An 11,126-nucleotide genomic window follows, 5' to 3' on the forward strand; every position below is an offset into this window, starting at 1 on the left:
CCATGAACGATACCAACCAAGTCGCCGAACGCAACGACAGTGCGTTGGCTCAACGTAAAGAGGACAAAGCTGCGCGGACGGTGACCCTCGTGCCCGCAGTAGACATCATCGAGGATAAAAACGGCGTGACCTTGTGGGCCGATCTGCCGGGAGTGAGTCGTGACAAGCTCGAGGTAAGCGTCCACGACAGCAACCTCCATATCGCTGCCGAAGCGGTCGTGCCAATGCCTTCCGGACTGCGCGTGCAGTACGCGGAAATCAGCCAGCCTCACTTCGCGCGTTCCTTTTCACTGAGTCCGGATCTGGATGGCACACAAATCAGCGCGCAGTTGCAAGACGGGGTGCTGAAGCTGACCATCCCGCGTCGTGAGGAAGCGCGACCGCGACGCATTGCGATCAATGTGACGTAAGCAGGCATGGTATCGACCAGGACGTCTCACCGGGCGCCCTGGTCGAGCCGGGCATCTCTCGTGTTGCCGCGCTTCCCAGGGCAGACGGATCATCGTCGTCGGTTAGAAAGACAAAGATCCGGTAAGTCACTACCTACACCGTAGAGGTCATCATGGAGTTCGATACCGATTGGACAACGTTAGGTCCCCATCGCGTTCGGCTGCGCTGCGTGCGTGGTTTCCCGACTGAAAAGATGCGGACCATCGCAGAACTCTCGCGCATTGCCATCGAGCACAATATGAGTGCTGCAGCGCGACTGCTGGAGGTCGTCGCTGACCGTTCAAATTCCTATTCCATCAATATTGGCACGACGTTTCCCAAAGACACGGCTGCGGCGCCACATCTGGAAGTGGCGCTCGCCACCGTGCTCGGGCTAAAAGCGGACCAGATCAGCCTGGACGTCACGGTGGTCAGCCAGACCGAAGTGGATCTCCACTTTGGCGTGTACGAACGGATGCTGGCCGAGAAGATCGGAATCGTTCCGCAAATTCAGTGAAGCAATTTCAAGCGACTGATAGGCTAGGGAAACCCTCTAGTCCATTCCAACGATTCACCATCAGCCCTCGCTCTCTACCCTGTCCTCACCGACACACGCCCCGCGTGCCTGGTCCCCCGACAATGCGCCGTAGAGCCGATCAAATCGGTCCTGCGGCCGCCATCGGGAAAAAAGCCGACGGCTTCCGTACCGGCGCGGGCGCCGCCGGGCAATCCCTTACAAGGAGCGAGACTTCAATGACATCCCCAACAAAACGCCTGTTGCGCGGCAGCGTGCTGGTCACCAGCATGGCACTGGCCGCGGCATCGTGGGCAGCGGCCACCCCGGAAGAACTCAAGCAGCTTGACAGCACCCTTACCCCCATGGGCGCGGAGCGTGCCGGCAGCAAGGACGGCGACATCCCGGCCTGGTCGGGCAAGTGGCAGGGCACTCCGCCTCACGTCAAATACCAGCGTGGCGACCGCTATCCCGACCCGTATGCCGACGAGAAGCCGCTGTTCGTCATCACCGCGCAAAACATGGCGCAGTATGCCGAGCGCCTGAGCGAAGGCGAGAAGGCGCTGTTCAAGAAGTACCCCGAGACCTTCAGGATGCCGGTGTACCCGAGCCATCGCGACTTCCGCTACGAGGACGCCGCGTACAAGGACATCCGCACCTACGCTACTACCGTCAGCATGACGCCCGATGCGAATGGCCTGAAGGATGCGGGACCGCAGGTGCCGTACCCGATTCCGAAGACGGCCATGGAACTGCTGTGGAACCAGCGATTCTCAGCGGCCATCGGGACCGAGAAGGCCCAGTACGACCAGGCCGTGGTCTATCCGAACGGATCGATCGCATGGGGCCGGGTCTCGTACAGCATTTTTTCACCGCGCAACAACGGCAAGTTCGACCCGAAGAATCCCCTCAACGAACGCACCTTCTTCCGCACGGCAACCGACCTGCCCTTGCGTGACCGCGGCCAGGTAATCGTCGGGTATGCCGTCTGGGACCAGGAAGGTTCGGACACCAACCGGACGTGGATCTACAACCCTGGCACGCGCCGCGTACGCCAGGCGCCGGAGTATGGTTTTGATCAGCCCCAGGGGCCCGGCGGCTTCCGCACGGTGGATGATGACCGGCTGTTCAACGGCTCGGGCGAGCGCTACAACTGGAAGATCGTCGGCAAGAAGGAGATCTATGTCCCGTACCACACCTACAAGCTGATGAGCGCTTCGGTGAAGTACAAGGACCTGCTGACGAATGGACACGCCAACCCGGACGTCATGCGCTACGAGCTGCATCGGGTGTGGATTCTGGAGGCTACGCTGAAGCCGGGGTTCCGACATCAGTACGCGAAACGGGTGCTGTATCTCGACGAGGATACCTGGCAGTCGGTGGCGGCCGATAACTACGATGGGCGCGGGCAGCTGTGGCGTACCAACCTCCAGGCGCTGGTCTATGCGTATGATGCGCGCCGGTTCTCTGCGGCTACGGTGTTTTATCACGACCTTATCTCAGGGGCGTACCTAGCTGACCGGCTGACCAATGAGGGGCCGATGGCGAAACTCAACAGCAATCCGGAATTCAGCGAGGCGCTGTTCTCGCCGGACGCGGCGCGCGGATCGGGGACCTGATTTATCGCAGTGCACTGGGAATTTGATTACGGATGCCCTTGTCGTCATGGCAAGGGCATTTTTTTATCCACGGATTGCTTGGGACGGTGATGGGATCGTTCTTGGCAGGCGCGGCTGTTTCGCAGGCGTAGCCTGCGAGTCACTTTCTGTCCGAGCGACAGAAAGTAACCAAAGAACGCGTTTACTTGCCCTAACGGGCGAATTTTGATCGTAGTGTGCGAAGAATTTCGTACGGGTATGAGCTTCAGAGTCTGCCCGGCTGCCTGCCGCGTGGAGCGCGTCCGCCTGCAGGCTCTCCCACAATGATTGAACCAGCCCCGAAACTGTCCGTGGCCCGACACTGTCCCCGATATCGCATTATCGCCTTCGGCTGCGCTGCGCGCGGCTCAGTGAAAGACCGAACGGACGACAGGACGCCGCTACCCATTCGACTAGTGCGTCCCGCAGGAAATGATGGGGCACTCAGGAGGCACCAAAGAAATGGGCCGCCGGCGGGCATTGCTGCACCGGGCTCGAGGACAATGTGCGGCTTGACAAGAAACCCTCGCGCCTTCCAATGCCGCACTGTGCGCAAGGTTGCCGATCTTTGAGGAATATGGCCGGCCTGTCGACCGCAGCGCAGGCTCGCGAGATGCTGAACCTGAACTGACAGCATCTGCGCACCACTCGCTACGACACAACCTGGGCTAGCGCGGACCCATCGAGATCTCGAAGTCCGCGCCGGTCACGACAGAAGTCTTTCCGCTCAGCCCTCGAACACGTGCCGCAGCACCGGCGGCTCGATGTTGGCCAGGTTCATCTCGACTACGCGCCGCGCCACGCTGGACGGCCGCACGTGTTCCACGTCGGTGTAGAACTGCTGGTACCAGTCGCGCATCTGGTAGATCGGCCCGTCGCCTTCGCACAGCAGCGGGTTGTCAATGCGGATCTTGCTGTCCCAGATCGCCACGTCCTCATAGAACGCACCGCGCGCCTGCTCCACATAGGCTTGCGCCATGGCGCGGTTCTGCTCTTCCGACAGCCCCGGAATCTTCTTCACCAGCACGCCATAGCGCAGCACGAAGCTGTTCTGGTCGATCGGCACGTGGCAGTTGAGCAGGATCGAATGAATCTGCTGATCGCCCATCTGCCCGGTCATCTCGGTGATGTGGTACGCCGGCCCGAAGTAGGTGGACAGCGCCGTCAGCCGCGCATCGCCGGACAGGCGCGCGCTGCGCCCGATCATCAGCTGCGTCGCCTTGTGGTTCTCGAACAAGTTGGCGAAGTAGTCCACCGGCGCGCCATGCACCACGCCGAAATGCGCCATGTCGGAAATGTTGTCGACCAGCTCGCGGCAGTTGGTGCGGATCAGCATCTCGTCGATGGCCCAGTCCGACCACTCCGGCGAATAGCAAGCGTCGATGCGCGGGATGGCCACTTCCGGCGGCGCCGGGCGGCCCTCCGGATCGTGCCAGATGAACAGAAACTGGTTCTGCTCGCAGGTCTCCCAGGCACCGACACGGGCCTTGGGCGGCACACGCTTGCAATAGGGGATGGATTTGCACCCGCCGTCGCCGCCCCACTGCCAGCCATGGAACGGGCACACCAGGTTGTCGCCTTGTACAGTGCCGGTGCTCAGGTCCGCACCCATGTGCGGGCAGTGGCCGTCGATCACGCGAATGGCGCCGGTCGAATCGGCGAACGCGGCCAGGCGGCGGCCGAAGATGTCCAGCGTATGCGGCTTGCCATCGCGGTAGGCATCGGCCAGGCCCAGGCAGTGCCAGCCGCGCGCGAAGCGATCCTCCGGCGGTCGTGATTCGATCTTGTAGCCGCTGATGCGGCTAGTCCCGCTAGTGCCGTTCGTGCTCATGGTGTCTCCTTGATATCCCGTGGGAACTTCAAGATAAGAGCGTCCGGCATGCGGCTCATCGTCCCATCGGACTACTGCAGTGCGACAACGCGCGTCAGCGCCGGATCGTTGCCCGGGCCATGCACGCAGCTCACCCCGGCGGGATCGTAGATGCGCGCCACGCAGCCATTGCAGCTGTCGCACGCCGAGCGCTGCACGGCGCCGCTGTGCCAGCGGGCGACCAGCGCCGGATCATGGATCAGAGCACGGGCCAGCGCGATGCCGTCGAAGCCCTCTTCCATCAGTTGCGCCACGTTGCCGATCGACTTCACTCCGCCGACATAAGCCAGCGGCATGCGCACGGCCTGCCGCACTACGCGCGAGGCTTCAAGGAAGTACAACTCGCGGAAAGCCAGATCGTGCGGCGTGCGCTTCTCCAGCATAGTGATGCCAAAGCGCGCCAGCGCGGTCGGCGCGGCGGCCTTCATCTGCGCGGTCGGCATCGGGCTGCCGAACAGCGCCCATGGGCTTTCCACGTTGCGACCGCCACTTAGCGTCAACAGGTCTGCGCCTTCTGCTTCAAGCATGCGCGCGGTCGCAGCGGAGTCCACCGGCTGGTTGCCGCCCGGTACGCCGTCGCTGACGCTGAGCTTGCAGCACACCGCCATGCTGGCACCGACAGCATCCTTCACCTGCCGCAGCACCGCCGCAGGGAAGCGGGTCCGGTTCTCCACGCTGCCGCCAAAGGCATCGCGCCGCCGGTTGCTCAGCGGCGACAGGAACTGGTTGAGCAGGTAGCCGTGCCCCATGTGGATTTCGACCGCATCGAAACCAGCCTCGCGCGCGAGCCGCGCCGCCGCGGCGAACTGGCAGGCAACGCGCGCCATATCGGACGCGCGCATGGCGCGCTGGAAATACACGCCATGCATCATGCCGAAGGCATTGAGACCGGACGATGCGCTGCCCGGCGCGCGGCTGCCGCCGTGCCGCATGGTGGTGAACGAGCCAGCGTGGGTGATCTGCAGGCAGGCCGCCGCGCCTTCGCGATGCACCGCGTCGGTCAGCACGCGCAGGTGCGGCACCTGTTCCGCGCGCAGGCTGAGCTGGTGCGCAAAGGTCAGGCCGTCGTCGGCCACGGCCGCGTAAGCCACCGTGGTCATGCCCACGCCGCCCGCGGCAAGATCGCGGTGATGCCTGACGAGCGCCTGCGTGGGCAGGCCATGTGGGGTCATGCCCTCGTTCGCGCCGGCCTTGATAAAGCGGTTGCGCAGCGTGAGCGGGCCGATGCGCAGCGGCGTGAAGGCCGCCGCCGCGGATGCCGGGGTATCGCGCATCATGTCTCTCCGGTGTTCCCTGCGAGGATCAGGTCGCGTCCGACTTCAGCGCGTGGGCCGGCGGTACGGCCTGGCCGCTTGCCGCTGCAGCAGCGGTGCGCGCCGCCGCGCGTGCGCGCTCCTCGCCCTCCACCCCCAGCCATGCCGCCAGCGCCGGCAGCAGCGATACCGCGCCGAACAGGTTCACCAGGAACATGAAGGCCAGCAGGAGGCCCATGTCGGCCTGGAACTTGAGCGCAGCAAAGGCCCACGTGCCCACGCCGATGCACATCGTCAGCGCCGTGAACAGCGCCGCCGATCCGCGCTGGCGCATGGCTTCGGCAAACGCCTGCGGCAGTGCCTGCCCTTCTTCGCGGATCTGGTGCTGGATGCGCTCGTACAGGTAGATGCCGTAGTCGACGCCCACGCCCACGCCCAGCGTGATGACCGGCAGCGTCGACACCTTCAGGCCAATGCCGAGCCGCGCCATCAGCGCATTGCACAGCACCGACACCAGCGTCAGCGGCACGATGATGCACAGCACCGCGCGCCACGAGCGGAATGTCAGCAGGCACAGCAGCGTGATCGCGCCGAAGATCGCCAGCAGCATCGCCACCTCGGCCTCTTCCACGGCCTCATTGGTGGCCGCCATCACGCCGATATTGCCGCCGGCCAGGCGGAACGCCACGTTGGGCGTCTTGTCGGTGGCGTTGAAGCGGCGGATCTCGCGGATGATGTGGGCGATGGTCGCGCCCTCATGGTTCGCGGTGTAGATCAGCACCTGGATGGCCTGGCAGTTGGACGTGTTCATGCCATTGTCCGGGTCATAGGCCTTGGCGCCCTGGCCCAGGCCTTCGCTGCTGCGCGGCAGCGCCTCCCAGCGCGGGTTGCCTTCGTTGTAGGCGCCGATCACCACCTTGGCCAGCGACGACACGCTGACCACCGACTGCACGCCGGAGACGCCGCGCATATGCATTTCGAAGCGCTCCACCGCGCTCATCACCGGGTAGTGCAGGCAGCCATCGTCGAAGCCGGTCGGCTCCACCACCACGGTCAGCGCATCCGAGCCGATGTTGTACTGGCTCACGATGCTGGCGCTGTCGCGGTTATAGCGCGAATCGGCGCGCAGCTCCGGCGCACCGGTGCCCACATCGCCGATCTTGAGGCCGCGCGACGCGATGGCCCCGCCCGCCAGCAGCGCCAGCGCGGCCAGGAACACGCAGAAGGCAGGTACGGGGCGGGCCAGCGCGCCGAACTTCTGCCACACTCCGCCACTCCCCTGACCTGTCTCCCGCGCACGCCGCGCCTGTGCGCGGGCGAGCGCCGACGGCTCCAGCGTTGTGTACGACAGCAGGATCGGCAAGAACACCTTGTTGGTCACGATCATCAGCAGCACGCCCAGGCAGGCGGTAATGCCAAGCTCGCGCACGATATCGATCTCGATGCGCATGATGACCATGAAGCCCAGCGCATTGGTCAGCAACGCCACCGTGCCAGGGATGAACAGATTGCGAAAGGCTGCGCTGGCGCTGTCCAGCGCGCCGTGCCCCTGCACCACCTCCTGCTTCCAGGCATTGGTCATCTGCACCGCGTGCGAGACCCCGATCGAGAAGATCAGGAACGGCACCAGGATCGACATCGGATCGATGCCGTAGCCCAGCAGCGGCAGGAGGCCCAGCAGCCAGCACACGGGCAGCAGCGCCACCACCAGCGAAAGCACGGTGATGCGCAGCGACCGCGTGTACAGCCACAGCAGCAGCGCCGTGACGGCGAAGGCCAGGGCAAAGAAGCCCATCACGCCTGCGATGCCCTCTTCCACATCGCCCACCAGCTTGGCGAAGCCGACCACATTGACTTCGACATCGGTGCCGCTGAACTGCGCGCGGATCTTCTCCAGCTGGTGCGCCACCGAGCTGTAGTCGATGGTCTTGCCGGTGGCGGGATCGGTCTCGCGCAGCTCCGCGCGGATCAGCGCGGACTTCAGGTCATTGCTGACCAGCCGGCCGATCTGGCCCGATCGCGCCACGTTGCGCCGCACCTTGTCGAGTTCGTCCGGCGCGCCGGAGAAGCGTCCGGGCACCACCACATCGCCACGGAAACCGGCTTCGGTCACTTCGGTGTAGCGCACATTGGGCGTGAACAGCGAGAACACGCGCGAACGGTCCACGCCGGGGATGAAGAACACTTCATCGGTGGCGTGGCGCAGCTTGTCCATGAAGGCGGCGTTGTAGATATCGCCGTCGCCCTTCCAGCGCAGGCTCACCAGCACGGTATTGGCACCTGAGAAGGTGCTTGCGTACTTGGTGAACACCTGCATGTACGGATGCTGCAGCGGGATCATCTTGTTGAAGCCGGGATCGAGCCGCAGGCGCGTGGCGGAGAAGCCCAGCGCCATGGTCACGGCCAGGCATAGCAGCAACAGCAGGCGGCGCCGGCGCATCAGCACGCTGGCGCAGGCATCGACGAAGCGGCCCAGGCGGCCGGGGGAATGGGGGCGGGTCATGGTGGTTCTCGCGTTCGTTCGTGCGGGTTCGGCGGGGATCAGCGGGTGGCTGCGAGCGTGGTGCCGGCCAGGCCGCCGTTGCCACCGAGTGCCAGCGTGTCCTTGCCGGTCGGGATCAGCGCGGCTAGTGACTGCGGACTGCCGGCCGGCAGCGCAGCGAAGTGGCGGCCGCCGTCGGCGGACATCACCAGCATGCCGCCCTGGCCGGCCAGCACGATGCGGCCATCCGGGAGCTCGGCGCCGCCGAAGAATGAAGTCCTGAGGCCGGTTTCCGCAGCCTGCCATGTCGTGCCGAAGTCCTCGCTGCGCAGTGCGTTGCCGCGCATGCCGTAGGCCAGCCAGGCACCGTCGCGTAGCGGCAGCACGCCGTACAGCGAGCCTTCATACGGGGTCTTGAGCGGCTCCCAGTGGGTGCCACCATCGGTCGAGCGCAGCACCAGGCCGGCTTCGCCGACCAGCATCAGGCGCCCCTGCGCGTCGGCGGCGATGGCGTTGAGGTGGCGGTCCTGCATGGCCTTGTCGGGCGCGGCTTCCCAATGCCTGCCCTGATCGCGCGAGACCAGGAAACGGCCAAAGCTGCCCACGGCGAACCACGGCCCGTTGGCCTGGGCCAAGGCGCCTAGCAGCGGGTCGGAGGATTGCTGATCGAAGGCAACCTGCTGCCAGTGCGCGCCACCGTCTTCCGTGCGCAAGATCAGGCCGCTGTGGCCGACCGCAATACCCTGGCGGCGGTCGGCAAAGGACACTTGCGTCAGCGTGGCGCCTTGCGGCTTGTCCACAGTTGCCTGGCGCCAGTTGCGGCCCAGGTCATCGCTGAACAGGATCTTGCCGCGCTCGCCCACTGCGACCAGACGCTCTCCGGCGCGGGCGATGCCGTTGATCTGCAGGCCATCGGGACGCAGCGCGGTGGCCGGGAACGGCGGCAGCGGACGCGGGGCGAAGGCCCATACCGCAGTGGCAAGCACGGCCACCGACATGGCGATGCCGATCAGTCGTTTCATGATGTCTCCTCCGTGTGGAGTGGTGGCAGGCGGCCTCGTGGCGTGCCAGGTTCCTGCGAGGTTGTGAGCTTGGCTGCCTGGCAAGCGCCGCTGTTTCGCCGGCGTAGCCGGCGAGTCACTTTTTGTCCGAGCGACAAAAAGTAACCAAAAAACGCGTTTTCCTGCGGGCACAAGCCCAAGCGCGTGGGGACCACCTCCTTCGAAATCGCTGAACTGGGAGTGGCCCCCCTGTCTGGGACTACAGCACGTCGAACAGCGCTGCCGCCCCCATGCCGCCACCAATGCACATCGTCACCACCGCCTGCCGCACGCCGCGGCGCCGACCTTCGATCAGCGCATGCGCCGTCATGCGCGCGCCCGACATGCCGAACGGATGGCCGACCGAAATCGCGCCGCCGTTCACGTTCAGCCGCGCATCAGGGATGCCCAGCTTCTGCTGGCAGTACAGCACCTGCGAGGCGAACGCTTCGTTCAACTCCCACAGCCCCACGTCCGCCACCGTCATGCCATAGCGCGCCAGCAGCTTCGGCACCGCGAACACGGGGCCGATGCCCATTTCGTCCGGGGCACAGCCCGCCACCGCCATGCCGCGATAGCGGCCCAGCGGGCGCAGGCCGCGGCGGCGCGCTTCGCCTGCACTCATCAGCAGCACGGCGGCGGCGCCGTCGGACAACTGCGAGGCATTGCCCGCGGTGATGTGCTCCCCTTCGGCCACCGCCTTGCCGCCGCTCCAGACCGGCTTGAGCGCCGCGAGGCTGGCCGCCGTGGTATCGGGCCGGTTGCATTCGTCCTGCGCGAGCGTCACGCTCTCGTGGCCCGTCAGTACGCCGGCCTTGTCGAACAACGCGCGGCGCGTTTCCAGCGGCACGATCTCGTCGTCAAACGCGCCGCGCCGTTGCGCGTCGGCGGTGCGCTGCTGGCTGCGCCAGGCGTAGGCGTCCTGCTCGGCACGGCTGATGCCATAGCGGCACGCCACCACCTCGGCGGTCTCGATCATCGCCATGTAGGCGGCCGGCTGCCGCGCCAGCACCGCTTCGGACTGCGCACGGAAGCTGTTCTTGTGCTTGTTCTGCGTCAGCGAGATCGACTCCGCGCCGCCCGCAACGATGATGTCGGCTTCGCCACACTGGATCGCGCGGGCACCCGCTGCGATCGTCATCAGGCCCGATCCGCACATGCGGTCCATGGTCATGCCCGGCACGCTGTCGGGCAGCCCGGCAGCCACCGCACACAAACGGCCAAGGTTGTAGCCCTGCGTGCCCTGCTGCGCGGCGGCGCCGATCAATACGTCGTCGACCTCGGCGGGATCCACGCCTGCGCGCTCGACCACCGCACGCACCACGTGTCCGCCGAGCACCGGCGTTTCGGTATCGTTGAAGGCGCCGCGGAAGGCCTTGCCGATGGGGGTGCGCGCGACGGCGACAATGACTGCTTCATTCATGTTCGATTCCCTCTGGTCAGAAGTAGTAGCGGCTGATCGTCTCGGCCACGCAGGCTGGCTTGGCCTCGCCCTCGATCTCCACCGTCATGCGCACCACCGATTGCACGCCGCCCGTCAGCGTCTCGGCCCGCACCAGTTCGCCCACGCCGCGAACACGCGCGCCGACTCGCACTGCCGCCGGGAAGCGGACCTTGTCGCAGCCGTAGTTGACACCCAGCTTCATGCCTTCGACGGTGACCAGTTCCGGCAGGAACTGATTGACCAGGGCCAGCGTCAGGTAGCCGTGGGCAATGCAGGCGCCGTAGGGGCCTTGCGCGGCGCGTTCCGGGTCGACGTGGATCCACTGGTGGTCGCCGGTGGCATCGGCAAACTTGTCGACCTGGTCCTGGGTGATGCGGGTCCAGGCGCTTTCGCCGAGGCGCTGGCCGACGGCGGCGTGGATGTCTGCGGCGCAGCGAAAGATTCTTGGCATTGCGAT

The 11,126-nt window shown here is 65.5% G+C and carries 9 protein-coding genes and 1 pseudogene; 4 read left to right on the forward strand and 6 right to left on the reverse strand.

The features are described from left to right. Nucleotides 1–2 precede the first annotated feature (2 nt). The 4 genes and pseudogenes from ACIGJB_RS25375 to ACIGJB_RS25390 form a co-directional block, all read left to right on the forward strand. Nucleotides 3–410: an Hsp20/alpha crystallin family protein gene (locus ACIGJB_RS25375; protein WP_483732737.1), complete on the forward strand. Its 408-nt coding sequence runs from the start codon at nucleotides 3–5 to the stop codon at nucleotides 408–410. Between the two features lie 152 nt (nucleotides 411–562). Continuing rightward, nucleotides 563–946, forward strand: coding sequence for a hypothetical protein (locus ACIGJB_RS25380; RefSeq protein ID WP_483732738.1), 384 nt, complete (start codon nucleotides 563–565; stop codon nucleotides 944–946). Between the two features lie 236 nt (nucleotides 947–1,182). Then, nucleotides 1,183–2,562 carry a DUF1329 domain-containing protein gene (locus ACIGJB_RS25385; protein ID WP_483732739.1) on the forward strand — a complete coding sequence of 460 codons (1,380 nt, stop codon included), beginning with the start codon at nucleotides 1,183–1,185 and terminating at the stop codon, nucleotides 2,560–2,562. Nucleotides 2,563–3,052: 490 nt separating this feature from the next. Further along, nucleotides 3,053–3,211, forward strand: a pseudogene (locus ACIGJB_RS25390) (3-keto-5-aminohexanoate cleavage protein); the annotation flags it as partial. A gap of 96 nt (nucleotides 3,212–3,307) precedes the next feature. Here the strand turns inward: ACIGJB_RS25390 and ACIGJB_RS25395 are convergent. The 6 genes from ACIGJB_RS25395 to ACIGJB_RS25420 form a co-directional block, all read right to left on the reverse strand. Further along, nucleotides 3,308–4,411 (reverse strand): 3-ketosteroid-9-alpha-monooxygenase, oxygenase component, encoded by a 1,104-nt coding sequence (locus ACIGJB_RS25395; RefSeq protein ID WP_483732740.1) that lies wholly within the window; start codon nucleotides 4,409–4,411, stop codon nucleotides 3,308–3,310. 71 nt (nucleotides 4,412–4,482) lie between these two features. Continuing rightward, nucleotides 4,483–5,724: an NADH:flavin oxidoreductase gene (locus tag ACIGJB_RS25400; protein WP_483734658.1), complete on the reverse strand. Its 1,242-nt coding sequence runs from the start codon at nucleotides 5,722–5,724 to the stop codon at nucleotides 4,483–4,485. Nucleotides 5,725–5,752: 28 nt separating this feature from the next. After that, complete coding sequence (locus tag ACIGJB_RS25405) at nucleotides 5,753–8,206, reverse strand: efflux RND transporter permease subunit (protein WP_483732741.1); 2,454 nt, start codon at nucleotides 8,204–8,206, stop codon at nucleotides 5,753–5,755. Between the two features lie 38 nt (nucleotides 8,207–8,244). Beyond that, entirely contained in the window at nucleotides 8,245–9,207 is a 963-nt protein-coding gene (locus tag ACIGJB_RS25410) for a WD40/YVTN/BNR-like repeat-containing protein (RefSeq protein WP_483732742.1), read from the reverse strand. Between the two features lie 238 nt (nucleotides 9,208–9,445). Further along, the gene (locus ACIGJB_RS25415) at nucleotides 9,446–10,648 is read right to left on the reverse strand and encodes an acetyl-CoA C-acyltransferase (RefSeq protein WP_483732743.1); all 1,203 of its coding nucleotides are present in this window, start codon (nucleotides 10,646–10,648) and stop codon (nucleotides 9,446–9,448) included. A 16-nt stretch (nucleotides 10,649–10,664) separates the two neighbouring features. Beyond that, the gene (locus ACIGJB_RS25420; RefSeq protein WP_483732744.1) at nucleotides 10,665–11,120 is read right to left on the reverse strand and encodes a MaoC family dehydratase; all 456 of its coding nucleotides are present in this window, start codon (nucleotides 11,118–11,120) and stop codon (nucleotides 10,665–10,667) included. Nucleotides 11,121–11,126 lie beyond the last annotated feature (6 nt).

The sequence above is a fragment of the Cupriavidus sp. C2SS-8b genome (assembly GCF_057073745.1).

What these genes read in the sequence shown, in the direction of transcription:
- ACIGJB_RS25375 (WP_483732737.1), top strand. Translation starts at nt 3, where the DNA reads ATGAACGATACCAACCAAGTCGCCGAACGCAACGACAGTGCGTTGGCT.
- ACIGJB_RS25420 (WP_483732744.1), bottom strand. Translation starts at nt 11,120, where the DNA reads ATGCCAAGAATCTTTCGCTGCGCCGCAGACATCCACGCCGCCGTCGGC.
- ACIGJB_RS25415 (WP_483732743.1), bottom strand. Translation starts at nt 10,648, where the DNA reads ATGAATGAAGCAGTCATTGTCGCCGTCGCGCGCACCCCCATCGGCAAG.
- ACIGJB_RS25410 (WP_483732742.1), bottom strand. Translation starts at nt 9,207, where the DNA reads ATGAAACGACTGATCGGCATCGCCATGTCGGTGGCCGTGCTTGCCACT.
- ACIGJB_RS25380 (WP_483732738.1), top strand. Translation starts at nt 563, where the DNA reads ATGGAGTTCGATACCGATTGGACAACGTTAGGTCCCCATCGCGTTCGG.
- ACIGJB_RS25400 (WP_483734658.1), bottom strand. Translation starts at nt 5,724, where the DNA reads ATGCGCGATACCCCGGCATCCGCGGCGGCGGCCTTCACGCCGCTGCGC.
- ACIGJB_RS25385 (WP_483732739.1), top strand. Translation starts at nt 1,183, where the DNA reads ATGACATCCCCAACAAAACGCCTGTTGCGCGGCAGCGTGCTGGTCACC.
- ACIGJB_RS25405 (WP_483732741.1), bottom strand. Translation starts at nt 8,206, where the DNA reads ATGACCCGCCCCCATTCCCCCGGCCGCCTGGGCCGCTTCGTCGATGCC.
- ACIGJB_RS25395 (WP_483732740.1), bottom strand. Translation starts at nt 4,411, where the DNA reads ATGAGCACGAACGGCACTAGCGGGACTAGCCGCATCAGCGGCTACAAG.